Source organism: Ruegeria sp. HKCCD4884 (assembly GCF_013110855.1).
Taxonomy (GTDB): Bacteria; Pseudomonadota; Alphaproteobacteria; order Rhodobacterales; family Rhodobacteraceae; genus Ruegeria.
The window spans coordinates 27922-52960 of sequence record NZ_WVRJ01000008.1 but is presented as its reverse complement, the minus strand read 5'-3'; the positions used below and the strand labels follow the sequence as shown (position 1 = coordinate 52960).

25 protein-coding genes are annotated in these 25039 nt (G+C 56.3%); 6 read left to right on the top strand and 19 right to left on the bottom strand.

The window, feature by feature from the left end:
- Positions 1-70 precede the first annotated feature (70 nt).
- The 7 genes from GS636_RS13075 to GS636_RS13045 form a co-directional block, all read right to left on the bottom strand.
- A complete protein-coding gene (locus tag GS636_RS13075) occupies positions 71-751 on the bottom strand; it encodes a GntR family transcriptional regulator (protein ID WP_171669778.1) in 681 nt (226 codons plus the stop codon).
- A 128-nt stretch (positions 752-879) separates the two neighbouring features.
- Positions 880-1905, bottom strand: a complete 1026-nt coding sequence (locus tag GS636_RS13070) for a proline racemase family protein (protein WP_171669777.1) — start codon at positions 1903-1905, stop codon at positions 880-882.
- A gap of 78 nt (positions 1906-1983) precedes the next feature.
- The gene (locus tag GS636_RS13065; protein ID WP_171669776.1) at positions 1984-3234 is read right to left on the bottom strand and encodes an FAD-binding oxidoreductase; all 1251 of its coding nucleotides are present in this window, start codon (positions 3232-3234) and stop codon (positions 1984-1986) included.
- Between the two features lie 65 nt (positions 3235-3299).
- Positions 3300-4232 carry a proline racemase family protein gene (locus GS636_RS13060; RefSeq protein WP_171669775.1) on the bottom strand — a complete coding sequence of 311 codons (933 nt, stop codon included), beginning with the start codon at positions 4230-4232 and terminating at the stop codon, positions 3300-3302.
- Positions 4223-5182, bottom strand: a complete 960-nt coding sequence (locus GS636_RS13055) for a dihydrodipicolinate synthase family protein (RefSeq protein WP_171669774.1) — start codon at positions 5180-5182, stop codon at positions 4223-4225. The genes GS636_RS13060 and GS636_RS13055 overlap by 10 nt, the downstream gene beginning before the upstream one ends.
- A gap of 360 nt (positions 5183-5542) precedes the next feature.
- Positions 5543-6076 carry a 2'-5' RNA ligase family protein gene (locus tag GS636_RS13050; RefSeq protein WP_171669773.1) on the bottom strand — a complete coding sequence of 178 codons (534 nt, stop codon included), beginning with the start codon at positions 6074-6076 and terminating at the stop codon, positions 5543-5545.
- A gap of 2 nt (positions 6077-6078) precedes the next feature.
- Entirely contained in the window at positions 6079-7092 is a 1014-nt protein-coding gene (locus GS636_RS13045; protein WP_171669772.1) for a LacI family DNA-binding transcriptional regulator, read from the bottom strand.
- Positions 7093-7235: 143 nt separating this feature from the next.
- On the opposite strand from GS636_RS13045, the gene GS636_RS13040 reads away from it, so the two are divergent.
- The 6 genes from GS636_RS13040 (at position 7236) to GS636_RS13015 (ending at position 13398) form a co-directional block, all read left to right on the top strand.
- Complete coding sequence (locus GS636_RS13040; RefSeq protein WP_171669771.1) at positions 7236-8408, top strand: ABC transporter ATP-binding protein; 1173 nt, start codon at positions 7236-7238, stop codon at positions 8406-8408.
- Between the two features lie 17 nt (positions 8409-8425).
- The gene (locus tag GS636_RS13035) at positions 8426-9568 is read left to right on the top strand and encodes an extracellular solute-binding protein (protein WP_171669770.1); all 1143 of its coding nucleotides are present in this window, start codon (positions 8426-8428) and stop codon (positions 9566-9568) included.
- A 74-nt stretch (positions 9569-9642) separates the two neighbouring features.
- Positions 9643-10479, top strand: coding sequence for an ABC transporter permease (locus GS636_RS13030; RefSeq protein ID WP_171669769.1), 837 nt, complete (start codon positions 9643-9645; stop codon positions 10477-10479).
- Entirely contained in the window at positions 10476-11279 is an 804-nt protein-coding gene (locus GS636_RS13025) for an ABC transporter permease (RefSeq protein ID WP_171187581.1), read from the top strand. The genes GS636_RS13030 and GS636_RS13025 overlap by 4 nt, the downstream gene beginning before the upstream one ends.
- Position 11280: 1 nt before the next feature.
- Complete coding sequence (locus tag GS636_RS13020; RefSeq protein WP_171095274.1) at positions 11281-12069, top strand: inositol monophosphatase family protein; 789 nt, start codon at positions 11281-11283, stop codon at positions 12067-12069.
- A 201-nt stretch (positions 12070-12270) separates the two neighbouring features.
- The gene (locus GS636_RS13015) at positions 12271-13398 is read left to right on the top strand and encodes an aminotransferase (RefSeq protein WP_171669768.1); all 1128 of its coding nucleotides are present in this window, start codon (positions 12271-12273) and stop codon (positions 13396-13398) included.
- Positions 13399-13592: 194 nt separating this feature from the next.
- Here the strand turns inward: GS636_RS13015 and GS636_RS13010 are convergent, their stop codons facing one another.
- The 12 genes from GS636_RS13010 to GS636_RS12955 form a co-directional block, all read right to left on the bottom strand.
- Entirely contained in the window at positions 13593-14288 is a 696-nt protein-coding gene (locus GS636_RS13010; RefSeq protein WP_171669767.1) for an RraA family protein, read from the bottom strand.
- Entirely contained in the window at positions 14285-14980 is a 696-nt protein-coding gene (locus GS636_RS13005) for an alpha/beta fold hydrolase (RefSeq protein ID WP_171669766.1), read from the bottom strand. The genes GS636_RS13010 and GS636_RS13005 overlap by 4 nt, the downstream gene beginning before the upstream one ends.
- Positions 14977-16104 carry a cobalamin-independent methionine synthase II family protein gene (locus tag GS636_RS13000; RefSeq protein ID WP_171669765.1) on the bottom strand — a complete coding sequence of 376 codons (1128 nt, stop codon included), beginning with the start codon at positions 16102-16104 and terminating at the stop codon, positions 14977-14979. Before GS636_RS13000 ends, GS636_RS13005 begins: the two co-directional genes overlap by 4 nt.
- An 18-nt stretch (positions 16105-16122) precedes the next feature.
- Positions 16123-17085, bottom strand: a complete 963-nt coding sequence (locus GS636_RS12995) for a cupin (RefSeq protein ID WP_171669764.1) — start codon at positions 17083-17085, stop codon at positions 16123-16125.
- 155 nt (positions 17086-17240) lie between these two features.
- Complete coding sequence (locus tag GS636_RS12990) at positions 17241-18230, bottom strand: ester cyclase (RefSeq protein WP_171669763.1); 990 nt, start codon at positions 18228-18230, stop codon at positions 17241-17243.
- A complete protein-coding gene (locus GS636_RS12985; RefSeq protein WP_171669762.1) occupies positions 18227-19246 on the bottom strand; it encodes a LacI family DNA-binding transcriptional regulator in 1020 nt (339 codons plus the stop codon). The genes GS636_RS12990 and GS636_RS12985 overlap by 4 nt, the downstream gene beginning before the upstream one ends.
- A complete protein-coding gene (locus GS636_RS12980) occupies positions 19246-20013 on the bottom strand; it encodes an SDR family NAD(P)-dependent oxidoreductase (RefSeq protein WP_171187567.1) in 768 nt (255 codons plus the stop codon). The genes GS636_RS12985 and GS636_RS12980 overlap by 1 nt, the downstream gene beginning before the upstream one ends.
- A gap of 1 nt (position 20014) precedes the next feature.
- Positions 20015-21067, bottom strand: coding sequence for an ester cyclase (locus GS636_RS12975; protein WP_171669761.1), 1053 nt, complete (start codon positions 21065-21067; stop codon positions 20015-20017).
- Entirely contained in the window at positions 21064-22395 is a 1332-nt protein-coding gene (gene hisD / locus GS636_RS12970; protein ID WP_171669760.1) for a histidinol dehydrogenase, read from the bottom strand. Before hisD ends, GS636_RS12975 begins: the two co-directional genes overlap by 4 nt.
- An 11-nt stretch (positions 22396-22406) precedes the next feature.
- Positions 22407-22937 carry an ester cyclase gene (locus GS636_RS12965; RefSeq protein WP_171187562.1) on the bottom strand — a complete coding sequence of 177 codons (531 nt, stop codon included), beginning with the start codon at positions 22935-22937 and terminating at the stop codon, positions 22407-22409.
- Positions 22938-23074: 137 nt separating this feature from the next.
- On the bottom strand, positions 23075-23956 hold the full coding sequence (locus GS636_RS12960) for a carbohydrate ABC transporter permease (RefSeq protein WP_171187560.1): 882 nt from the start codon (positions 23954-23956) through the stop codon (positions 23075-23077).
- Positions 23957-23966: 10 nt separating this feature from the next.
- The gene (locus tag GS636_RS12955) at positions 23967-24998 is read right to left on the bottom strand and encodes a carbohydrate ABC transporter permease (RefSeq protein WP_171187558.1); all 1032 of its coding nucleotides are present in this window, start codon (positions 24996-24998) and stop codon (positions 23967-23969) included.
- Positions 24999-25039 lie beyond the last annotated feature (41 nt).

The following is a 25039-nucleotide window of genomic DNA, read 5'->3' as shown; positions in this document are numbered from 1 at the left end:
CATACGCGGTAAAGGTCACGCAGCCTCATTCGTCAGCTGATTGAAAAGGGGAACATAACCGCGAAAAACGTCACACCTCTTCAGCCGCGCGTTTCGCGGCGATCATGCCCAGAAGCTGCTCTTTGGTGCGCCGGATATGGTTGGCCAAGACGTCGCAAGCCTCTTCAACTTTACGCTCTTGCGCCAGCCGCAACAGGTCGCGATGGTCTTTCTTTGCCGGTTCACGCTGCTTCATCACACTCAGATGCATACGCACATACCGATCCGATTGCAGACTGATGCGATCCAGCAATTCGTTGGTCAGTTTCCGCTGCGAGGCAGCGTAAAGAGCTGAATGATATTCGTAGTTCAGGACACCCCACTTCCCCACATCGTTTTCGTCATAGGATCTCTCCATCTCGGTCAGAATCTCTTCGCACCGTGCAAAGTCAGCGGCTGTCATATTTGGGATAGAGTGGTGGAACAGATCCACTTCGATCAGGATGCGCAGATCGAAAATTTCGCCAATTTCTCTGAGGGAATGTTTGGTGACAGAGCCGCCTCGATTGTTGGCCCATTGCACAAGACCCTCGGCGTTCAAGCGTTTGAGCGCTTCACGGACCGGCATTCGAGAAACATCGTATTCTTCAGCCAGTGCCTCTTGCCGAATGGTTTCACCCTCGGCCAGTTCACCGCTCAGAATACGTTCCCGCAGATCATTTGCGATGGCCTCCGGCAAGCTCTGCTTGGTGATTGCTCGTTTTCCTGCCATTTCAAGTCTAGCCCTGCAGCATTTTAGTTAGGGGTACCGAGTTTTCGCAATTTCTCAATGCCGAACCAATGATTTCGCACCGGCAGAATGCTTCCACCAGCCCGTGCGCGGGGTATGGATACACGCGGTCAAACACCCCAGGTATCTGACAGACGATAGCCGCCGGGCCAAGGATCGTCAGGGTCAAGCATATGCTGGTGAATACCAGTGATCCATCCTCGGCCACTGATCTCGGGTATGATCGCCGCGCGACCGCCCACGTGCGTAACGTTGACGATCCGGCCCGTAAAGCTCGACCCGATGATTGATGTGGCCTCAAACGTCTGACCAGTCGTCATCAATCCTTTTGCGACCATCAACGCCATGCGTGCGGATACTGCTGTTCCGGTGGGCGAGCGGTCGACCTTACCCGGTTGTATTGCGACAGCGGACTTACCGGTCAGCCCTGTTTCGGTCTCAGTCAACGGACCACAGAAGGCACAGAACGAGATATGATCCCACTCGGGGTTTTCAGGATGCGAGAACCCAAGCTGCTCATTGGCTGCGTTTGTGATCTTGACGCCCAAACCGGCGATGCCGCGGGCTTCATGTTCGGCAATTTCGAAGCCCAGCGCCTTGGCATCAACCACCACAAAACTGTCGCCGCCATAGGCCGTATCCACAGTGATCGTGCCCAACCCCGGCACCTCAAGCGGGACCGACAGCTTATCGGCGAAACTGGGCAGGTTCTGTACAAAAATACGCCGCGCCTTGCCATTGCTGCACTCAGCCCTGACCCGAACCAGCCCGCCCGGGGCCTCTAGCACCATGTGGGTTTCGGGTTCCTGCATCGGAATGATCCCGCCATCCAACAGCGCGGTCGAGACACAGATCGAATTTGACCCTGACATTGGTGGTGTGTCTTCCGGCTCCATTATGATCCAGGCTGCGTCGGCCTCGGGGTGTTTCGGTGGCACCAGCAGATTGACATGGCGGAACACACCGCCGCGTGGTTCGTTCAGGACAAAGTTTCGCAAGGTCTGGTCTTGCGCGATGAAATTGCGCTGCGCCCAAACCGTTTCGCCGGGTGGTGGGGCAACACCTCCAACTATGACATCGCCCACCTCGCCTTCAGCATGCGCCGAAATCACGTGTATCGTCTTGCTGCTACGCATTTGGCTCCTCAATCATGTTGCGCGACAGGCGCTGGTTACCGCGAATGCCGTAGTGATTTTCATCGCGCATCCTCGGGCTCAAAACCGTGTGGATGCGTAAGGTGTCAAGTCAAGCACGGGTTTGGCGCCCGTGGCCAGATCAGCGATAAGCTCAGCGGTGCCTGCGGATTGGGTAAGGCCCAGATGGCCGTGGCCAAGGGCATATAGAACCTGAGGCGCTCGGGCAGAGCGGTCAATGACCGGCAGGCTGTCTGGCAGCGATGGGCGGAAACCCATCCATTGCGTTCCACCTTCAAGGTTCAAGGCAGGCAGGAACCGCCCAGCCTTGGCCAACAGTGTATCGGCACGCTTGTAATTTGGGGCCAGCTTCAACCCACCCAGTTCAACCGCGCCTCCAACGCGGACACCATCGTTGATCCGCGTCACCACGAACCCGTGCCCGCCAAAGGTCAGGTGAGTGCGCAGATCAAAAGCGCCTGCTGGCAGGGTGGTGTTGTACCCGCGCTCGGTCTCGAGCGGAATGTGATCATCCAAGGTTGCAGCCAATTGGTGCGACCATGCCCCGGCAGCCACAATCACCTGACCGGCCGGAACGTCACCATCTGTCGTTGAAAGAGTCACGCCCGAATCGGACCGGGTCAACGCCACAACACCCGCGCGTTCAACACGACCTCCGCGCGCGGTGAATTGCGCGGCCAGATGGCTGGTCCAGCGGGCCGGGTCAACCGTGTTCATCCAAGTTGGTGTAAAGCCTGCATGGGTAAATCGGCGGTTCAGACCGGGCTGAACCTCGGCAATCTGTTCTGGGCTATCCAACAGATCAAACGGAATGCCATGGTCCCTGCGCAAGTCCCAAGTGGGCAGGCTGGCACGAAACTCAGCTTCGCTTTCGAACAGCTGTAACTGGCCTTCGCGCCGTATCAGCGCCTCGCCATCCACCTCTTTGATTTGACGTTCCAGCGCCGCGCGGCAGTGGTTCATCAAAACGGCCTGCGCTGACAGTGATGCCGCATAGCGATCACGCCAACTGGCCCGCCAGAACCGCAGCATCCAAGGCGCGATGTTCAAAGCATATGCGGGAGGAATCGATAACGGACCCAACGGATCAAGCAGCCAACCCGGCGCTTTGCGCATGATCCCGGGCGTGGCAAGCGGCACAATGTCGGTAAAGGCAAACGCACCGGCATTGCCTTTCGAAGCCCCTGACCCGATACCTTCACGGTCTAGAACAAGAACCTGCTTGCCGCGCTTTTGCAACTCTATCGCCGCGCTGATACCAACGACACCAGCGCCGATCACAACGATTTCTGTAGGGTTGCTTTGCTGCATCGCTCGAAAATCTCAATCTGTAGTTCAAATTCAGAGGCCGAGTACGCCGCCCCCTGACATCTACGTCAAAGGAAGATCCCTTCGCGAAAAGGATCGTTCTGTGCAAAAATCAATTTGCCTTCCCCCATGATATACGCCCGGCCGGTCAGCGTTGGGATCACGCCCCCGTTTGGCCCGGGTTGAAAGCTCAGGCGATACGAGCTGCCGATCACACTTTCCTGAGTGATTTCTTCACCGGGGACCAGCACTCCATCCGCAGCCAAACACGCCAGTCGCGCCGAACTGCCCGTGCCACAGGGGGACCTGTCATATTGATCATCTGGGCACAGCACGAAATTGCGGCTGTGAATGCCCTTTGTGGGCGACGGGCCCTGCAGGATCACATGGTCCACCGGTTGTCCGTTTTCACCACATACCTTCTGAGAGATACAAGCTTCGCGGATGGCAATGGATAAGTCAGTCAAAGCGCGAATGTTCCCTGGTTCCACAGCAATTGGACTGGGATCGACAATAAAAAACCAGTTTCCACCATACGCCAAGTCACCTGTCACCTGACCATAGCCTGCGACCTCAATCGCAACCGACGTCTTTACCCGGCGGCTTTCGATATTGGTGACACGTACGGTAATCGCGTCCAGCAGATCGACCGTGATCTGACCGGCTGGCGTTTCAATCTTATGCGTGCCCGGCGCGATCCGGCCCAGATGCGCCAACGTCACCGCCAGACCAATCGTGCCATGCCCGCACATTCCCAGAACCGCATCGGCATCGAAATAGATCACGCCAGTTTCGCAATTCGGGTCTTCTGGCGGTACAAGTAGCGCGGCCACCATGCCGGGCTGCCCGCGTGGTTCCAGCAAAACAGACTTGTAAAATGCCTCATGCTCTGTGGCCAGACGACGGGCCCTTTCGGCCAATGAGCCAGATCCCAGATCGGGTGCCCCATCCAGGATCACCCGCGTGGGCATCCCGCCCGTATGGCTGTCGATCACATGCATTCAGCTATCACTCCGCCCTGCTTTGACCAGTCGGCAAACCACACGCGGAACAGGGCATATTGCTGTTCGCAATACTTGCGTTGCGCATCCGTCAATTCGTCGGTCTCAACAAAATGCAGTCGGTATTCCGTTTCACCGTTCAGAACCAACAGATGCTTGTAATACAGCACCAGATCGGTGCCTTCGTCAAAGCTTGCCAACACACCAAAGGCTTCCTCCAGTTCACGCGCGCGCAAGCGCGCTTCGGCATGACCAGCCGCCGCCTTTTGGCACAAGGCCGCAAGCAGCAACGCCTCTTTCGGCAGCGCCGTTCCAATCCCGGTGATCGCGCCAGTTGCTCCGCAATTGACAAAACCATGATAAACTTCGGTGTCTACGCCCACCATCAGCGTAACCTGATCGTCTTGTGAGGTGATATGCTCTGCCGCGTAGCGCAGATCGTCCTTGCCGCCGAATTCCTTGAACCCCACCAGATTTGGGTGCTCGGCCCGCAGGGCAAAGAACAACTCGGCCCGGGTCGCAAAGCCATAGACAGGACTGTTGTAAATGATGGCCGGAACGTCGGGTGCTGCGGACAGGATTGCTTTGAAATGGTTGCGCTGTGCCGCGACCGAGGACCCGCGAGACAAAACGCGCGGGATGACCATAAGCCCTGCTGCGCCCACTTTTTGCGCATGCGCCGCCAGCGCGACCGCTGATTTCGAGTTGATTGCACCTGTACCGACGACAACAGGCAAACCTGCTGAAACCAAACGCTCGACACCCTCCATCCGCTCAGTATCCGACAGCAGCGGCCAGTCACCCATCGAACCACAATACACAACGGCAGACATACCGGCCGCGATCATTTCCTTGCCCTTTTTGACCAGGGCATCGAAATCGGGTGTCCGATCGTCTTTGCAGGGGGTCATTAGGGCGGGCATGATGCCGGTAAAGACATTCTTGGACATGAAGCTATCCTTCCTCAATGCGTCAGCGGCCAAAGTGCTTTGGGCACGTTGGCCGAAACTTTACAGGTCGCCCAGTCGTTCTCCGGACGTCTCAGTGGCTCAAACGAACCGCGATGCGTGACACTTGCGAACCTGACCGCCAGTAGCGAAACAGGTGGTCAAAGCCGCCATATTCACAATTTCTCACGAACGTTGGCTTCTATGAATCACCTACTATCGCTTCAATATGGGATTTTGGATCCAAAATCCATAATTGATTGATACGTCCTCATAGACCTAGTTGGCAATGACCAGTGCACCATATGCAGCAAGGTGTTTTCTCGGTAACGGTTGAGTCCCAAGAGACCGGATCTGAGAGCCCTAAATGGATGCAAGATCAAAAGACAGGAGAATGTTCCAGTCTTCGACAGGCACGTTTTGACTCGACCTTACCAAATGTAAGCGCCGGAAACTGATCTGCGTTCCAATCATGTCTTCATAAACATGGGCTTCTGCGGATTTGATTTCCGGGGCAATCGGACCGTAAGCCACACTAACATGAGGCAGAAAGTCCCTTGGGCGCTGGGATGCCGGCAAGGCACTGGCCAACTTTTCCTGCTCGCGCACTAAATCCGGCGTAGGTGCAAGATCAAGATAAAGCGATTTATAAAACACGTTTTCAGCACCAATCCTGGTCACGGTCAGGTTGCAACTGGAAAGACCCGCTGAGAATTTGCCCAGAGTCGCCTTCAGTTCTGCCTCTTCCCCCTTGATGTCACCCACCAGAGTTACATGTGGGATAAACGATGGTGTGCCGTTTGCATCAGCAAATTGCTTGATCCTTTTACTCAAGTCAGTCAGCAAAGGCTCTTCTGGCAGCATCCAGATTGAAAAACTTGCAACATTAGCCTTCATAATCAATGCGTTCCTCGAGAAATAAACTCCGGTTCGATGAGAATGGTTTCGCTGGGCTTTTCAGGTTGATCCAAACGTTCGGTGAGCAGCCGCAATATCTGCGAAACAGTCTGATCCATATCGTTTCTGATGGTCGACAACTGAAAACTGGGCCATTGGGCAATCGCGATATCATCAAATCCGACAACGGACAGGTCAGAAGGGATAGACATGCCAAACTGTTGCCGGGCCGCAGCAATCGCACCCAACGCCATAGCGTCATTCGCACAGAACAGCCCGTCCAGTTCGACCTCACTGCTTAAGATTTCAATGAGTGACGCGTATCCGCCCTCGTAGCTGAAGTCAGAGTGTTTTACGGCCGCTGGTTTCAGACCTGCCTTGGCAAGAGCATTCTCAAAGCCTGCCTTCCGTTCCTGATCGGACGACAAATGCGCCAAGCCGCCTAGATAGCCCAACCGGGTTTTACCCTGGGCGATCAGCCGCGCCACCGCCAGTTCCGCCCCGCGCGCGTTGTCGCAACAGACACAATCCACTCTGTCGGCGTCCATCACACGACCAGACACGATCAGGGGAATGTTCAACTTGGCGCAATGGATCGCTACTGATTCGTCCACACTGCCCCCTCGCAGAATCAGGGCATCCAGCGGATACGCCAGCACTTCGAGAACTTCGGCTTCGGATGTTTCGGCAGAGCCTCCCAGTACAACGGGCCACTTGCCCATTGCATGTAATCCCCGCATCAGCTTTGCCAGAATTTCGCTGTCGTAGTGATTGACAAGATCACCTGTAACAATGGCGACAAGGTTAGATCGACCCCTGCTTTGCAACCCCGCCGCAAGCGCATTGGGACGGTAGCCAAGCTGTTCAGAAACCTGAAGAATTTTCTTCTTCTTGTCCTCATCCAAAGGCGATCCCGGCGTGAATGCACGCGATACTGCTGACCGCGAAACGCCTGCGGCCTCGGCGACCTGTTTTGCCGTTACACGGCGAGGCTTGATTTCTTTACCAGTATTCATGTGTCAGTCGGGGCTCATCTCGAAGGACCGGAACTTCTTTTCCGAATATCTGAAATTTAGGGTTGCGTCATAAAGATGTCATTTCTTACCGTTACATGAACACGTGTTCACTACGTTTGTAGCAGAATTATGAAAGATGCAAAATGAACCTTGCTCCGGTCGACTACGAATCTTCTTCTTCCACGCTTGGGGCCGAGATCAAGCTGCGCAACCTTCGGGTGGGGTACGCCGAGCAGGATGTGCTTTCCAATATCGACCTTGACGTAAAGGCCGGTGAGTTCATTGCCCTGCTCGGGGCGTCGGGTTGTGGCAAGACAACTTTGCTGCGGGCCCTCGCTGGTTTTGTTCCAGTGCGCGGCGGGTCGATTTCTGTCGATGGGCAGGATATGAGCCACACCACCCCCGAGAACCGCGGCATGGCGATGATGTTCCAATCCTATGCGCTGTGGCCGCACATGAATGTGGCGCAAAACATCGGATACGGGCTGAGGCTTCGCAAGAAAAGCAAAGCTCAGGTTGCATCGCGCGTACAGGAAATGGCCGCGCTTGTCGGGTTGGGTGATCTGATCCATCGCAAGATCGGCGCTTTGTCGGGTGGTCAGCGGCAACGTGTGGCGCTTGCCCGTGCTTTGGCCATAGACCCACCGGTTTTGCTGCTGGATGAACCGTTGTCCAACCTTGATGCAGGCATCCGCGCGAATATGCGGCACGAAATCCGGAGCCTGCAACAGCGACTTGGCCTGACAACAGTCCTGGTCACCCACGACCGCGAAGAAGCCATGTCGATGGCAGACCGCGTTGTGATCCTGAACCAAGGTCGCATCGCGCAGGTCGGAACTCCGGAAGATGTCTTTCACACACCCGCCAATCCATATGTCGCCCGGTTCATGGGTGCGGGAAATACACTGCATGGTGTCGCCGAGATTGGCCCTTCATCCATTGATCTGACATTGGATGGCGAAACCCATCGCCTTCCGGTGCCCGGTCAGGATCGTTCTGGCGTCCATTTCCCCGAAAGCCAAAGCGGACCGGTTGAAATTTTGTTTCACAGCGATGCTGCCCGATTGGGTGGCGCGTCTGATGATTGTTTGTCATTGCCCGGAACGGTCCTTCAGCATTCCTATCTGGGATCGGTCTATCGCCATGAAATACAGGTCGGCGAAGCCCGGATCATGGTGGACAATCCCCACAAAATGCCCATCGGCGTGGTTGTCGATGTAAGCGTACCGGCCACGGCCTTAAGTCTGTTTCCTGCAAAGTCCCAGACAGCCGTGACCGGACATGAGGCGGCGACCCCGGCCGCACAACACCTCTGAGACCCTGGAGAAACACCATGACTTCCAAAATTGCAAACCTTTTTGCCTCAGCGGCCATAGTCGTCGCTGTCACAGGCACGGCGCAGGCCGAAAACGTGCTCAACGTGGCCTCTGGCGGCAGTCAGAACATGGTTGATTACGTAACCGATTATCTCGGCCCGCTGTTCGAGGAACAGAACCCGGGCTGGGAAGTGAACGTTGTCGGCACAGGCCCAGGCAACGCAGGCAGCCAGGCAATTCTTGAAAAAATCAAGGCACAGGCCGGAAACGAAGCTTGGGATACAGATGTCGTTGTCATGACCCAGCTGAAATCTGGTGAGATGGTGACAGAAGGTCTCTTGCAGAAATACGTAGGTGACATCGATACCGGTCAGCTTGCCACGCGCGACACGTCCAAGACTGCTCTGGGCACAGATGTCGAGGGCTATGTCATGCCCATGTTCCACAGCCAGACCGCGATTGCCTACAACCCCGATCTGGTCCAAAATCCACCTGCAAGCTTTGACGAGCTGAAAACCTGGACAGCAGAAAACAAAGGCGCGTTCGGCTATAACGGCATCAAGAACGGAATGTCGGGCGTCGCATTCACCGCAGCGTGGATGTATGCTTATGCTGGCAACACCGATCAGTTGATGAACGGCCCCTACGATCCGGAGTTGAAAAACAGCTGGGACCAGGCCCTGAAAGACCTGAAAGCTTTCAACGAAAACGTCACCTTTACCCCCGGCAACGCGGGCACTCTGGATATGATGAACCGGGGTGAGATCGTGATAGGACCGGTTTGGGTTGACATGTTCTACACATGGCAAGCCGACGGCCGCCTGAATCCGAACCTCAAACTGTTGCTGCCCGAGCCCGGCATGCCGGGTCAGCCCTATTACTACGCGATCCCGGCCAAGGCAGAGAACGCTGAAGCGGCGCGCAAGTTCATCGCCCTGGCCACCAGCCCCGAAGTTCAGGCCGAAGGCATCGTCAAGCGCTTCAACTGGTATCCTGGCATCGACGCTCAGCATGTCGAAAGCGCGTTGGATCAGGAAACCTGGAACAAGCTGTTCACCGATGTCACGCCGGAAGATCTGGCTGCCAAAGGCAAACCCTTCCCGCTGGGTCCGTTCTTTGACGATATCCGCGAAGCCTACGAGCAAAAGGTTTCCAACTAAATCCCCCTCATGGAAACCAATGTGCGGGCCCTCCCCCATGGGGCCCGCACTCAAAATTCTTGGACTGACCCCCGATGATCACCCGAAAAGCCTCATTAATCCTGATTGCTCCGGCAATCGTATTGCTTGCCTGCCTGTTTCTATACCCTCTGGGCTACTCCCTGTTGTGGGCGTTCCGTGATGAGGAGCTTGGCGGTTGGGGTCTGCAGAACTTCACAAAGGCCTTTGCTTTGTATTCCAACGATGTCCTGTTCACCCTGATCATCGTCAGTATCTCAACCGTAATTATCGGCCTGCTTTCTGTTGCCATCGGTGGCTATCTGACCTTAGGCGAAAACCGCGTGGCCCTTGCCGTGCTGCGCTGGCTCTATCGCTGGCCTTTGTTCATTCCGTTTGTTGTTGCCGCAAAGCTGATGCGAACCTTCCTCGCCAAGAACGGCATGATGAATAATATCATTGTCTCAACCGGTTTGATGGAACCTTTGCAAGCCGCCAGCTATCTGGACTGGCGTGGCATCGTGATTACCTTTGTGTGGAAACAAACACCCTTCGTGGCCTTGCTGGTTGCAGGCGCGATGGCGTCATTGGATCGTTCGACGATCGAAGCCGCTCGCAATCTGGGCGCGTCCAGACTTAGAATTCTGTTTGAAATTGTGGTGCCGCAAGTGGGCACAACACTCATGGTCGGGCTGATCCTGTCGTACGTCGTGATGATGTCCGTTTTGTCCGTGCCGCTTATGATCAACGCACAGACGCCCACGATGATCACGGTGGACATGGCATGGCGCATCAACGCCTATTCCGACTATGGCGTGGCAAACGCGCTGGGCTTTATTTCATATGCAATGACGGCCGTGATCGCCTGGGTCTACCTGCGTCAAGGCGTCCGTGAAGGAGGGAAGCCCGCATGACCATTCTTCGCACAACCCTCACGGCAGTGCTGTTGGCCCTGCTGGCCTTTGCTATCTTTGGACCGATCACCAACATGCTGATCTGGTCCGTCGCCGAGACGTGGTATTTTCCGGCGAAACTCCCGCAAAGTTATGGCTTTTCCTTCTGGGAGCGTGTGTTCCGTCCTCAGGGCAACGCAATGGAATCGCTCTATAGCTCGGTTCTGATCGCTCTGTTTACTGTGCTGGCGTCTCTGGTGGTTGCTATCCCGGCGGGGCTGGCGTTGGGGCGCGGCAGCCTGCCATGGCGGACATTCTTCCTGCTGTTGTTCCTGTTGCCACAAGCCTTTCCATCCATCGCCGTACACATGAACATCGCGCGCATATTCTATGGGCTGGGCCTGAATGGCACTTATGTCGGCGTGGTTCTGGTACATACGATCCAAGGGCTGGTGTTTTCAGTTTGGATCGCCACCGCCGCGTTTGCCGCCGTGGATCGAGAGCTTGAGGAAGCCGCCGCAAATATGGGGGCGTCACCCTTCACGGTGTTCCGCACTGTCACCTTACCGCTTGCCCTTCCCGGACTGATGGCCAGTGCAATCTTCGTATTCCTGATCTCGCTGGACGAGTTCACCGGAACGTACTTTGTTGGCGTGCCGGACATTACGACGATGCCCTTGCTGTTGTTCACCGCATCAATGGAGGGGAACTATCAAATCGCCTCAATCACTGCGCTCATTCTGTTGGTCCCATCGGTTGGATTCATGTTGTTCATCGAACGGTTTCTGAAATCGGAAGTTTTGGCCAAGGTGGGAAGCTGACATGACCGATGTCGAGAACCGGCTGGCCTTCGCCAAGTCTTTGGCCCAAGACGCCGCTGCGCTGGCTGTGCGTCTTCGCGACGAGCGCGGTGCTGAATTCATCGCCGAGAAAGGCCCACAGGATTTTGTCACCTTCGCGGATCGCGCGGTCGAAGACCTGATACGTCAACGCATCGCGGAAAGCTGGCCAGACGACGCCATGTTGGGTGAAGAGGACGGCGTATCCGGGTCGGGCAATGCGTTTTGGGTTGTGGACCCGATTGACGGGACAGCCAACTTCATGCGCGGGCATCGCGACTGGGGCGTTTGCATAGCGTTTTATGACGGCCAAAACATACCGCTTGGTGTCATCTGCGCGCCAGACCTGAACATGTTGGCCTGGGCGTCTGTCGGGGGTGGTGCTTGGCTGAACGAAAAACGCCTGAGTGTTTCCACTTGCGCTGAACCAACCCGTTCTCAATTGATGTTGGGCTGGTCGACCCGCCGACCATTTACAGAACATACTCAGTTGATCGAGGCTTTGCTGGGTGCAGGTATAGAATACCGCCGCAACGGCTCTGCTGCGATCAGCTTGCTGGCCGTGGCCACCGGTCAGGCTGAAGGTTACTATGAGGCCCATTTGAACCCCTGGGATGCTTTTGCCGCCATTCCGATGATCCAGGAGGCCGGAGGGCAGATCGACTGCGAACCCCTGGACGAGTTTTTAACGCAAGGCAGCCAAATTTTGGCGAGCGGTAAGGGCATGCACCTTTTGTTTCGCGAAAAAGTCAGCGGGCATTGTCAAACTTAATCCCGACAGCTCTGTTTTGAATTCTTGAGCCGACGGCTTGTTCATCTGAAAGGTCAATTCTGTCGGCTTGGTGTCTCAGAGACGAAGCCGAGCAAAAATCTTGTGTTCCTACTTTCCATTGACCCGAGTCTGGAAGATACCATGGTGGCACGCGCCATCAATGTCGCGGCTTCGGCTTTACTGAGACGATAGGAGAGACCCATGGATATCAGGCCTTTCGGTGTCGAAATGTGGATGAACGAGTTCGAAACCAAGTGCGAACTCAATCTGGCTGAAACCTGCGTCGAGTCTATTACACTGGGTGAGCTCTTTGAGATGGCGGGCCAACACAACAGCATTCTGAACGATCTGTCCGCCATGAAGATGACCTATGGCGCAATCGAAGGTTCGGACCGTTTGCGCGATGCCATCAGTGGGCTGTACGAAAACCAGACTCGTGAAAATATCCTGACGACCCATGGAACCATCGGTGCCAACTCTTTGGTGCATCAAACGCTGGTTGCGGGCGGGGATCACGTGATTTCGGTGATCCCGACCTATCAGCAGCATTACTCGATCCCCGAAAGCATCGGAGCGGAAGTAGAGCTGTTGCATCTGAACCCAGAAAACGCGTTTCTGCCCGATCTCGACAAGTTGCGCGCGATGGTTCGACCCAACACGCGGTTGATTGCGATCAACAATCCGAACAACCCGACCGGCGCTTTGATGGACCGTGCCTTGCTGGAACAAATCGTCGAAATCGCGCGCAGCGTTGATGCATGGCTTTTGTGCGATGAAGTCTATCGCGGCACCGACCAGACCGGTGATGGCTTTACGGCGGCCGTGGCCGATCTTTACGAAAAAGGGATCAGCACGGCGGGTATGTCCAAAGCATATTCGTTGGCCGGGTTGCGAGTCGGCTGGATCGCGGGGCCCAACGACATGCTTCATGATGTGATGATCCACCGTGACTACAACACCATTTCGGTCGGTCAGGTTGACGAAATGCTCGCGGCCATTGCGCTTGAAAACCGCGATAAAATTTTGGCGCGCGCACAACGGATCACGCGAGAGAACCTGAAGATCGTCGAAGATTGGATCGCTAATGAACCACTCCTAAGCTGGGTGCCGCCAAAATCAGGCACCACGGCATTGCTAAAGTATGATTTGCCTATGTCGTCACGTGATCTTTGCGTGATGCTTTTGAAAGAAGAAGGCGTGATGCTGACACCAGGCAGCGCGATGGACATGGAGGGCTGGCTGCGCCTTGGCTATACCAATCCGACAGCGGATCTTAAGGCCGGGCTGAAAAAGCTGTCGGGCTTTTTGGCGCGCCACAGTGTAGCGTAAAATACGGCTTAGAGATCGCTCGATACCCTGCGCACTCAGACATGTTGTCCCTCTGGCGATAAGAGACGAACCGCATTGCGGTTTTGGACTGTTCAACGAAGTTGTGACAGCCGGATTGTAATCTATCGACCGGCAACCACAATTTTATGCTGGAACCAGAATCCGCAGGCTCGATCCAGTTGAGTCACACGTCTTCAGGTGCGAGCTTTCTCGAACTCAGACCAAGCGACCGAGAAGGCATCAAAATCAAATCCCGGCTGCGCGGCAGCGTCCAGGACGATACGTTCCGTGGTCAGCAGTTTCTGGATTGCGACCTCAAGTTGGTCAACGACGTCTTCGGGAACCACCAACGCACCGTGCCGATCCGCATGGATCAAGTCACCGGGATTGACCGTTAGGCTAAAAATCGTGACAGGCGTGTCAATCTCGCGGACATGGACAAAGCCGTGGCTTGGGCCAACAGACCCAGCAACAACGGGGAATCCTTCGGGCACGTCCCCCAGATCCCGCATCACGCCGTTGGTCAATGCCCCCGACATGCCAAATCCCTTGTGGACCGTAGTGTTGATCTCTCCCCAATAGGCACCGATGCAGTCGGGGAAATCCAAATCCTCAACCACTGCGACCGAAGGCGCGGGCCCTTCGGCCATGTACTTGTAATAGGCCATTCGGCGCGCCTTGATGACATCGGCGGGTTCGGTTGGCGGATCGACCGCTGCAATCTTGGCTGTGCGGGCATAGCCGACAATGGCTGGTTCGTCCGGAGCCGAGCACAGCATGGTGCCGCGGGTAAAGCCGTTGAACCCGCGCTTGCCTTGCGCCACCTCAATGGCGTTGCAGACAGTGGGCGTATCCACTTTGCGGAGCAGTGACAAAAGTGACGGTGTCATGTGTCCTCCAACCAGCGGATCAACGCCGCCGTGGTTTTGTTTGGTTGTTCCAATGTGGGCAAATGCCCGGCTTCTTCGATGATCTCAAACACGCTGTTTGGCAGCAGATCATGCATCAACTGATGCCTCTCGACCGGGCAAAGACCATCTTCCCTGCCGCAGAGAACCAGGGTATTTCCGGAATAGGCAGATAGGGTCTGGCGCTGGTCCGGGCGGTTCATCAAAGCGTGGGACTGGCGCAGAAATGCCTCGGGCCCCAGATCAGTGGCCATTGCCATGCACAGGTCAAGTATCGCACCCTGATGAGGGCCATCTGCCAAATAATTCGGCTTCATCTCGTCCCGCATCACGTTTCGCAGCTTACCATTCTTTACGGCCTCGATCTGAGGGGCACGGCGGGCTTTGACCTCGGACGTTTCCGCCAAGGGGTTGGTGTCCAAAAGCGCCAGCTTTTGGGTGCGCGCGGGCGCTTGTCGCAACACTTCCATCGCCACGATCCCGCCCATCGACAGCCCGGCAAGCGCAAAGGCGGGCGGTGCGTGGGCCAGAATTTCAGCAGCCAGGGCCTCGACGCTGTCATGCTGATGCAGCGGAAAGGACATGACCGGCATCTTACCCGACAACGCCTCGATCTGGGGACCAAAGAGCCGGGCATCGCACATCATGCCCGGTAAAAGGATCAATGGTGTCATGCCGAAGCCAGCTTAGCCCCTTCGGACAGCGAAGCCAGTTTGGCGTAGGCGATCTGAGGGTCCACGGCCCCAAAACCGGCAAAGGTGCCAAAGCCGCAGTCACTGCCGGCAATCACACGATCTGCCCCCACGATGTCCGTGAAACGCTCAATCCGCTGGGCCACCAATTCGGGATGCTCGACGAAATTGGTGGTGGTGTCGACGACACCGGGCACCAGAACCTTGTCGTCCGGGATCTCGGCCTTGCGGTCGCGGAACACGGCCCATTCGTGGGCGTGACGCGGGTTTGAGGTCTCGAACAAGATATAGCGGGCTTTGGTTGCCATCAGCGTGGTGAACACCTTGTCCATTCCGATATCGCAACAATGCGGCCCTTCGTAGTTGCCCCAGCAAATATGCACGCGCACGCGATCCTGCGGTACGTTTTGCAAGGCATGGTTCAGTGCCTCGACATGCATATCGGCGATCTTGAGGAACTCGTCATCGGACAGATCGGTGAACAGCATGTGGCGCGACAAGGCCAGATCGGGGCAGTCCAATTGCAGGTCCAGACCAGAGGCCACGATGGTTTCGTATTCTTCTTTCATCGCATCCGCCAGCGCCGCAAGATAAGCTTCACGCTTGGGATAGAAGTCGTTTTGAAGGAACAGGGAAATCACACCGGGTGAGGCTGCGTTCATAAACCCGCGCTCAGCACCGTATTGAGCCATGGCGGCTTTGAGGTTGGCAATATCCTTCTCAAGCTCGCCTTGACCTTTCGAGCGGACTTCACCTGTACACATGGGCCTCGCATATTGCGGAGTACCGCCGTCATTGGCGAGGCGTTCCAAAAAACTGGGAAACATTTTCAGATCAGCGGGCGCATTGCGCGGGCTGTCACCGGAAAACCCCGCGTAGCGGTCCTTGACGTAGGTGGCATAGGAAATCTTTGAGGTTTCGCCATCACTGACAATATCGACGCCAGCCTCAACCTGCTTGCGCACGGTTTTGGAAACCGCTTCTGTCATGCAAACATCAAAAGCAGCGGCGTCGTAAGCCTCGTTGTTCTCGCGCGCGAAGATAAAGTCCACAACGTCCTGAGTTCGGGGCAGAGACCCCACATGTGAAGTAAGAATTTTGGTCATGCAGGGTCTCCGTCTGTGTTAGTTACCAGTCCAGGTTGCACCCGCCGGATCATCCGTTGCGGTGATACGATAAAGCCCGGCCTGACCGGTCATCGAAGGTTGAGCGCTGTAGCTTTCGCCCGGCATTACCACTGCGGTATCGCCGTTGGACAATGTGGTCACAACATCGTTGATCTCGATCCGCCAATGGCCACTTGCGGGCATCAGGACCACCGGTTTTTCTGCTTTGACACGATCGTTCACAGCTGAGCCACGGGTTAGGAAATCAACCTCGAAGCCCGGTTTGTCCTTGATCAGGCCGTTTTCACCGATCACGACAGCAGGCTTGTTTGCCGACAGCGCCATCAGGTCCCAATAACGGGCAACATATTTACCGACCACATCCTCGACCGGAACTTCGGGATAGGCTTTCAGTTCCTCTTCGGTCAGCAAGGGCATGGGCTGCACATTGTGCGGAAGCTCTTCACCCTTCTTGCTGTCATAAAGCACGCCATTGTTGCCCAGCATCAGGCCATGGGCTTGAGCGTCTTCAATAACCTGAGGTGCCCATGTCACGCCACCACCCGCGTCGTCACCACCAAGGATCGACATGATCATGCCGTAGTCCTGACCAACGTTTTCGAAGCCGCGGAAGATGCCGGTGGGGATGTTGAAGATGTCACCCTCTTCAGCGATGAACTCACCTGCTGTGCCATACCGGCCCCAGAAGAAACGCCAGCGGCCTTTGGCAACAAAGAACACCTCGGCCGTGGTGTGGCTGTGCAAAGAGTTGCGGCATTTCGGCGGCTGCCCCGCCGCGCCAATGTTGAACCCGATCTTGTCGGTGATGTGAACGTGCTGGTCCGGGCTTTCCGAGACGCCACCGCCGACGATGGTAAAGTTCTCTTTCTGGTCCGATCCCGGTGTGTGGGCATCGATGAAAGCGGTTTTGCAGGGTTGCAGCTCTCCGTAACGGACGATGCGGCTTTGAATGGTACTCATATCTGTATTCCTTTGCTTGGTTTGAGGTTTGAACGGATCAAACCCCAAACCCCGGCGGGCGATTATTTAGCCGCCGGGCGCGCAGGCTGGCACGATGGGCGTGGTACCGCCGCATCGCCTGCCCTGCATCCAGATTTGAGATACGGCGGGACATGTTACTTGCCGCCGGTCTGCAACAGGATCTGTTTCCAGACCGATGTTTCGTCAAACAGGGTGTATTCACGGCGCAACTGCGGATGGCCGCTGATCAACTCGCCAAACTCACCGTGGCTGATGCCCAGCACATACACCTCAGCCCCGGTCGGAACGCCGAACACGCCCCAGCCGTCATGCTTGCCATGCAGGCTCCACCGCACAGCCGCGCGCGGGGCCATGTTGGGATCGTCTCGCCCGATCTGGTGTTCGATCTTGAACTCGGCATTGGGGAAGCTGGCGCGCAGGCCCATCCAGAACCGATCCACCGAGTCCCAGCCGTGGCCGGTGACGCCGCCCACATATTCGGATTGTACAGCGCGGTCATATTCGGCCTCGATCACGCCCATATCGGCGCTCATGATCCGGGTCAGGATGTCAGCATAGCGCTGACCCCATTCATTGTCGTTGCCGTTGCCCTTGTAGGGGCCGGGCTGGTCCGTCGCAGGCGTAAGCGGTTTAACGCAATTTTCCGGCCCGCCCTCACGCGCTATCAGATCAGCAGCATATTCCTTGGGATCCCAGCCCATTTGGCGAACGATGGCACCCTGGTCGCGGATCAGCCATTCATCGTTGATCTGATTGTCGATGGCATGGCAGTCGGCCAGAATCCGATAGCGCAGTTGCTTGCCTGTCGCCTTGCCATAGACACCATCGGCCAGATGCGTCGCGGTCGAGATGATGCGGTGCGAGCTCAGCATCCCTTCTTCCGGAGTACCGGACCAAATCACATCCTCGCCCAGCAACTGCCGGTCGGGGAATTCGGCCAGCGTTGCCATCGTTGCCCCAATGACATTCTGATTGCCCAGCACCACCGAGGCGGGCGAGCGTACAACGATGTCTGGTGAGTAGTAATGATGCAGCGTTGCAATGCCGCGATCTTCCCAGATTTCCTTGGTGATCCCGATGATATAGTCGGGGAAATCTTTGAATTTGGGATCAAATCCCTTCATGTCTTCCATCCTTCAGGTATGCGGGCCGAGCCGCGAACAATCAAAGGCCCATCAATCTCTAACCGGCGCGGACCAACATCCGGGTCATCGATTTTGCTGAGCAGAATTTCCACCGTTTCGCTCACCATACGATTGGCTGGCTGGCGTACGGTTGTCAGGTCGTAAGTTGGCCAAGCGGCCACCGAGACATCGTCATATCCAACGACAGATACGTCGTCTGGCACCTTGACGCCCAATTCAAAGCGCAGCGTATCCATCACCGCAATCGCCATATGATCATTGGCCACAAACAGCGCATCGGGCGGATCCGAGGCGAACATGCGCCGCGTCGCTTCCTGCGCCTGTTCGGTTACAAAGTTACCAATCTCGCGCGCATGCAGTTCGACACCTGCGTCACGCAACGCCCGGACAAAACCTGCCTCGCGGTCACGTTGGGTCGAAGTACCTTCCCAACCTGCGATGTAGCCGATTTTGTTATGGCCCGCAGCAAGCAGGAACTCAGCCACCTTGCGCCCGCCTGCAATGTTATCTGACGTGACTGCAGACATGGCCGGGTCGTCCTGCGCCCGGTTGAACAGCACCATTGGCACCCCCGCCGCGCGGCACCGATCTGATAATTCAGAGGACAGAGTGACCGAGGCCGCAATGATACCATCAACCTGAAAGTCCAGTATTTCAGACACCACCTTGTCGACGTTGACTGTCGCTTGCGGTGCCATGAAGATCATCACGTGATAGCCACGTTCCTGCAGTAGATTGGTCAGCTTTTCCAAAGCTTCGGGATAAAACTGGTTGTCCAGATACGAGACCACAAGGCCGATGATCCGGCTTTTGCCAGAGACCACCGCACGCGCCAGAACATTGGGGCGGTACCCAAGCTCATCCGCAGCCTTGCGCACCTTGGCGATGGTCTTTTCCGAGGCCGACGCACCGGGCGTAAACACACGGCTGACAGCGGATTGGCTTACCCCTGCCCGCCGTGCCACGTCCAATGATGTGACCTTCTGAGTTCCCATCAGTCCGCTGTCCAGCCTCCATCCACCAACATCGAAGTGCCTGTTACCAGTGCTGAAGCATCCGAGGCCAGATAGACCACCGCGCCCATGATATCTTCAATCTCACCAGGGCGGCCTAACTTGATCTTGTCTAGAATCCAAGCGCGCTTATCCGGGTCGTCGAAGGTCGAACGTGTCAGATCGGTCAGAATAAATGTCGGGCATATAGTGTTGACCCGGATTTTTGCAGAACCGAATTCAAGCGCCATGGCTTTGGTGAAGCCTTCAACTGCAAATTTTGAGGCACAATAGACAGCACGCTCGCGCCCGCCCACATGCCCCATCTGACTTGAGATATTGATCAACGAGCCAGGGTGCCCTGCGTCGAGCAACCCCTTTGCCACGGCCTGAGTCAGGAAATAGGCACCGCGTACATTGACATTCATCACCGCATCGAAATCCGGCGCTGACGTGTCAATCGCCTTGCCATGACGGGCCAGCCCGGCCGAGTTTAAAAGGATCTCGAACGGACCGTTTTCCGCCACGGCCGCAGCGGTGGCATCAACATCGGATACATCCAGTTCCAGCACCTTGGCCGACCAGCCGCGCGCAGACATCTCGGACGCGATCTCTTGCAGCGCGCCCGTCCGACGCGCTGCAAGAGTAACCTCAGCCCCATGTTCCGCCAGCGCCACGGCACAGGCCATGCCGATACCGGACGATGCCCCCGCAACCAAAGCGCGCTTGCCGCCAAGGTTGAAGCTGGGCGTACTGGGGAGTTGCGCCATATTAGACATCCCCGACCGGGAACGAGATCGACCCAGGGACCCGCGCTTTGTTGAACTCACGCAGACGGGCAAACACGTCGACACCCAGTTGCCTGTAGGCATCCAGAATATCGACGGTGACCCAGTTTTCGCGGATCTTGCCGTTCTCAAGACGCCAGAAGTCCAAGCTGCGCATGGAGATCCGTTTGCCTGACGGCGCAATGCCCATCCAACCATCGTGAGTCACAGTTTGGATCATATCGGGCCAACCGGTCACAGCTGCATATTCACCGTCACCGAAGAAGTGATACTGAATCTCGTCGAGATACTGACCACGATCCGGCATTCCGTTCAGAAACGGAATTTGGTGCCAGTTGCGGAACCCGGAAATTCCCCGCCCCGTACCGATTGCGGCTGGCCCGTACCAATTCATGCGCTCGTGCCAGAACTTTGGCATCTCCATCACTTCCGGACCACCCTGAGTGGGGTGCTTCTTGAGATGTGCCAGCATTGTCACGATGTGCTCACAGGACGCCTGCGACTTCGCCTCATCCCAGGGCCCCGGCACAAGACCGTCATGTGTTGCAGGGCCCGGAATGCAGAATTCAAGCCCAAGCGACGGTGCCATCGGCCAGGCTTTGGCCTGAATCATGACTTCTGGAATATCCCAGATCGTCTGGATCTCGACCACCTTGCCATCTTCAAATCGGTAGAATTCGTGGTACCGCATATGAGTCAGATGGCCTGTTGGCGGAATATCCAGCCAAGGTGCTACGAAGGTACCATAGTAATGGCCGCCGCAACCGATCCAGTCACCGCCATGCTCGGTACGCCCTCCCATGACGATCCAGTCACGCCGCTCCAAATCCGGCATCGAGGCTAGCAACGGTGCGTAGCATTGATCATACAACTCGACCGGGCCGGTCAGGTCACCAAAGGGGTGGCACATATGCACCACCGCATCCGGGGCAATCAACGCTTCCAGCACTGCGCGTACCCCGGTTTCTTCAAAGTCATACATCGCCGCCCGAAGCGGCGCGATCAGCGCTTTGTTAGCTGAGTGTACGTCGCTCATTCCGCAGCCTCCCGGTACGGCGCACCCTCACCGTAAGGAACATTGATGCCGCCATAGCGACGCACACGGATATTGCATTGCTCGGCATGGCCGACAAAGCCTTCAAGCATGCACAGGCGCGAGCCATATTCACCGATCATCGTTGCGGCCTCATCCGTCAGAACTTTCTGATAGCTGTGTGTTTTCAGGAACTTGCCAACCCACAGACCGCCGGTGTAGCGACCGGCCTTTTTGGTGGGCAACGTGTGGTTGGTCCCGATCACCTTGTCGCCATTGGCCACATTTGTACGCGGACCCAGGAACAGCGCGCCATAACAAGTCATATTCTCAAGGAACCAGTCGTCGCGGTCGGTCATGACCTGAACGTGTTCCGAGGCGATATTGTCAGCAACCTGCAGCATCTCGTCATAGGTGTCGCAGACAATCACTTCGCCGTATTCATCCCAGCTGACCCGCGCGGTGCCCGAAGTCGGCAGAATGCCCAGAATGCGCTCGATCTCGGCCAGAGTATCCTCGGCCAGTTTGCGCGAGTTTGTCAGCAAAACGCAGGGGCTGTTATAACCGTGCTCGGCCTGACCCAGCAGGTCAGTGGCGCACAGTTCGGCGTCAGCCGCGGATTCATCTGCAATGACCATGGTCTCGGTCGGACCAGCGAACAGATCGATACCAACACGGCCAAACAACTGGCGTTTGGTTTCGGCGACAAAAGCATTGCCGGGACCGACAAGCATATGAACCGGGTCGATGGTTTCGGTGCCGATGGCCATAGCGCCCACAGCCTGAATACCGCCCATCACATAAATCTCATGCGCGCCACCCAGATGCATCGCCGCGATCACAGCAGCGTTGGGCGCGCCATTGAACGGAGGTGTGCAGGCGATGATGCGCGGAACACCCGCCACTTTCGCTGTTGCCACCGACATATGCGCCGAGGCCACCATCGGGAACTTGCCGCCGGGCACATAACAACCCACCGACTGAACCGGGATGTTCTTGTGGCCCAGGATCACGCCGGGCATCGTCTCGACCTCGATGTCTAGCATCGAGTCGCGCTGCGCTTGGGCGAAATTTGTCACTTGTTCCTGTGCGAACTTGATATCGGCCAGCTCGCGATCCGAAAGCGAAGCAATCAGATCATCGATCTGCTGCTGGCTCAGCCGATAGCTTTCGGGTGAGTAATTGTCGAACTTCTCAGAAAGTTCACGCACGGCCGCATCGCCGCGCGCTTCGATGTCCTTCAAGGTCGCCTCAACGACAGCGCGGGTCTTGGCGTCATCCTCGGCCCTGTCAGCCTCGGGCTTGCCACGTTTCAGGTATTCGATAGCCATTGTCCTAATCCTCAGTTTGCGGGCCGAGGCGGAGTTTTCTCGCCCCGGTCATATGCTTCCCATCCGTTCCCCTGGAACAGATCAACGCCCAATTGGGCTGCCACATGGGCAAAATCGACATTCACCCAGTTGTCGACAATCTTGCCGTCAACCACTTTCCAGAAATCCATGTACCGAATTTCGACACGCTTACCCGTGGCGGGAATGCCCAGAAACTCACCCGAATGGGTGGCTTCCTGACGACCAAAGGCCGCAGCCCATTCACCCATGTAAAGGCGCGCCTCATCAATGCAGGTCTTGTCGGAAAACGCCGCCTGAAACGGGCGTTGCCAATTGTCCTGGAATTCATTCAACCCGGTCTTGGTGCCGCAGCCCTGGTTGCCCATCCAGCGGAAACCCTGCGCGAAAAACTCACCGATGTCATCGATGCGGTGGTCATTCAGCCCGTCAACCATCCCTTCGATGACGGCGCGTGTTTCTTCGGTTTTGCTCATATCCGTGTCTTTGGTCAGCACGGCTTGTTCGGGGCGTGAACCCTTCATGTTTTCAGTCCTTTAATCGTATTCAAATGAGATGATCTGTTTGGCAGAGGGACGTCAGCCGCGTGTCAGAAAATCTCTTGGCATCCGGTTGAGCGCCGGGTGGCGCGCAACCGCGTTATGTCTTGCAGATGCACTCATCAGCCTTTGACCGCACCGGCTGTCAGACCACTGACAATCTGGCGCTGGAAGAACAAGATCAGGACAAACAGCGGGGCAGTGGTCGAGACCACGGCAGCAACCGCGTACATGATCTTGCCTTCAACTTGCGTGGTGCCCATGAAGCTGTTGATGGCAGGAATGATGGTCTCATTCTCTTCACTCAGCAGCATCGCCGTGACGGCAAAGTCGTTATAGGCCAGCAGGAAGCTGAACAGACCTGTAGTGATCACGCCGGGCCACATGACCGGTACAATCACATGCCAGAAAGCTTGGAACCGCGTACAGCCATCGACCATGGCGCTTTCGTCCATGTCCTTGGGGATGTTCTTGAAGAACGAATGCAGCATCCACAGCGTGAACGGCTGGTTGATCGCCACAAGCACGATGATCGTTGTGGGCAGAATACCCCAGACATTCCACTCGAAAAACGGCAACAGATAGCCCGAGACCAGCGTGATATGCGGCATGGCACGGAACACCAGCGCAGCCATCAGGATCCAGAAGGCATAGCGAAAACCGGACCGAGCCAGAGCATAGCCGCCCAACGTACCGAAGGTCAGCGAGATGACCACGGTAAAGAACACAACGATGCCGGTGTTCCTGAAATTGAACCAAAAGTCCTCAAGAACCCAAGCGCCGTAATATCCGGCCCCGGTAAAGGCGCTTCCGGTCTGTTCGATTGTGTTGGTACCTGTCAGGGCGTTCATCCAGTCGGCCTTTGACAAGAAGTCGGCCTGCACCTTGAAACTGCCCCAGAAGGTCCAGAAGAACGGGAACGCCGCAATGATCAGCCACACCGCCACAAAGGCGTATGAGAACAGCTTGAGCGGGGTCATGCGAGATTGTGCTTTGGTCGCCATGTCGTGTCCTCTAGTGAGATTTGCGGGTGAAGTCGCGCCAGGTGCGGATCAGCACAGGCGTCATCAGGATGACCACCAGAATAATGGTAATCAGCGAAGTCGCACCGGCCGAACCGTAAAGCGGATTGCCGCTTTCGCGCAGGTCATTGTAGATGATCCAGCTGAGCGACTGAGCGTGCGCTTCAGCCTTGAAGCTGACGATCGGTTCAAAGACGCGGAAGTTATCCATGATCATCATCAGCGTTACAAAGGACACCAGCGGGGCGAGGTGCGGCACGATCACATGGATCATACGCTGCCATTTGGTGGCGCCGTCGATCTGTGCGGCCTCCATCGTGTCCTCGGGGACTGTTTGCAAACCCGCGTAGAAGGTGATGAAGCTGAAGGGTAAGGTGTGCCACACCCCATAAAACATGAGCATGATCCATGTCAGCGCGGTCGACGCTTTCAAACTCAGCGTTGGATCGTTGAAGATGTTTTGAATCGTGGCCCCAATTACACCATCACTGTCGACCATCCAGAACAGGATCAAAGAACCCACAAGCGGAGTTACGAGGAAGGGCAACAGCGAGATGAAGATCGCCAACCCCTTGAGCATATTGGGCAAGTTGTTCACGCCAACTGCGATGGCCATACCAAGGACTAGCACCAGTGGGGTTACGATCGCCGTGTAGGCCAGTGTAAAGGTCAGCGCGCTATAGAACGGAAGGTTGTAGACCTTCGAAAAGAACTCACCCATCGAAGCCGAGCTTGCCCAAGCCTCGCCTACTTCTGCAAAAGCCAGATGCGAGCGGTTGGTGTAAGTTCCTAAACCATTGAACTGACCCAGCGGCCGTTCCTCTTGCAGCTTGGCCGTTGCTTCAAGGTCTACCGACGTTGTCGGCGTACAACCGAACGGGCCGCAGCTTTCAGACACGACCAGAACTTGTTCGTGCGCAACAAACAGCGACTGAATAAAGACCGAGACGATAGGCAGGGCGATGAACAAAATCATCGCGGAAAGCGTCGGCAGAATGAACCAGAAAAAGGTGCGGTGCTTCATGGCGTTCGTCCCGATCTGAAGTCCGAGTTGTGTGAGGGGGC

Coding starts and splice junctions, on each gene's coding strand:
- GS636_RS13050 (WP_171669773.1), bottom strand. CDS start 6,076: ATGAAGGCTAATGTTGCAAGTTTTTCAATCTGGATGCTGCCAGAAGAG.
- GS636_RS13020 (WP_171095274.1), top strand. CDS start 11,281: ATGACCGATGTCGAGAACCGGCTGGCCTTCGCCAAGTCTTTGGCCCAA.
- hisD (WP_171669760.1), bottom strand. CDS start 22,395: ATGGCTATCGAATACCTGAAACGTGGCAAGCCCGAGGCTGACAGGGCC.
- GS636_RS12975 (WP_171669761.1), bottom strand. CDS start 21,067: ATGAGCGACGTACACTCAGCTAACAAAGCGCTGATCGCGCCGCTTCGG.
- GS636_RS13075 (WP_171669778.1), bottom strand. CDS start 751: ATGGCAGGAAAACGAGCAATCACCAAGCAGAGCTTGCCGGAGGCCATC.
- GS636_RS13045 (WP_171669772.1), bottom strand. CDS start 7,092: ATGAATACTGGTAAAGAAATCAAGCCTCGCCGTGTAACGGCAAAACAG.
- GS636_RS13010 (WP_171669767.1), bottom strand. CDS start 14,288: ATGACACCGTCACTTTTGTCACTGCTCCGCAAAGTGGATACGCCCACT.
- GS636_RS12955 (WP_171187558.1), bottom strand. CDS start 24,998: ATGAAGCACCGCACCTTTTTCTGGTTCATTCTGCCGACGCTTTCCGCG.
- GS636_RS12965 (WP_171187562.1), bottom strand. CDS start 22,937: ATGAAGGGTTCACGCCCCGAACAAGCCGTGCTGACCAAAGACACGGAT.
- GS636_RS12990 (WP_171669763.1), bottom strand. CDS start 18,230: ATGAAGGGATTTGATCCCAAATTCAAAGATTTCCCCGACTATATCATC.
- GS636_RS13055 (WP_171669774.1), bottom strand. CDS start 5,182: ATGTCCAAGAATGTCTTTACCGGCATCATGCCCGCCCTAATGACCCCC.
- GS636_RS13035 (WP_171669770.1), top strand. CDS start 8,426: ATGACTTCCAAAATTGCAAACCTTTTTGCCTCAGCGGCCATAGTCGTC.
- GS636_RS12980 (WP_171187567.1), bottom strand. CDS start 20,013: ATGGCGCAACTCCCCAGTACGCCCAGCTTCAACCTTGGCGGCAAGCGC.
- GS636_RS13005 (WP_171669766.1), bottom strand. CDS start 14,980: ATGACACCATTGATCCTTTTACCGGGCATGATGTGCGATGCCCGGCTC.
- GS636_RS12960 (WP_171187560.1), bottom strand. CDS start 23,956: ATGGCGACCAAAGCACAATCTCGCATGACCCCGCTCAAGCTGTTCTCA.
- GS636_RS13000 (WP_171669765.1), bottom strand. CDS start 16,104: ATGACCAAAATTCTTACTTCACATGTGGGGTCTCTGCCCCGAACTCAG.
- GS636_RS12995 (WP_171669764.1), bottom strand. CDS start 17,085: ATGAGTACCATTCAAAGCCGCATCGTCCGTTACGGAGAGCTGCAACCC.
- GS636_RS13060 (WP_171669775.1), bottom strand. CDS start 4,232: ATGCATGTGATCGACAGCCATACGGGCGGGATGCCCACGCGGGTGATC.
- GS636_RS13015 (WP_171669768.1), top strand. CDS start 12,271: ATGGATATCAGGCCTTTCGGTGTCGAAATGTGGATGAACGAGTTCGAA.
- GS636_RS13065 (WP_171669776.1), bottom strand. CDS start 3,234: ATGCAGCAAAGCAACCCTACAGAAATCGTTGTGATCGGCGCTGGTGTC.
- GS636_RS13070 (WP_171669777.1), bottom strand. CDS start 1,905: ATGCGTAGCAGCAAGACGATACACGTGATTTCGGCGCATGCTGAAGGC.
- GS636_RS13025 (WP_171187581.1), top strand. CDS start 10,476: ATGACCATTCTTCGCACAACCCTCACGGCAGTGCTGTTGGCCCTGCTG.
- GS636_RS13030 (WP_171669769.1), top strand. CDS start 9,643: ATGATCACCCGAAAAGCCTCATTAATCCTGATTGCTCCGGCAATCGTA.
- GS636_RS13040 (WP_171669771.1), top strand. CDS start 7,236: ATGAACCTTGCTCCGGTCGACTACGAATCTTCTTCTTCCACGCTTGGG.
- GS636_RS12985 (WP_171669762.1), bottom strand. CDS start 19,246: ATGGGAACTCAGAAGGTCACATCATTGGACGTGGCACGGCGGGCAGGG.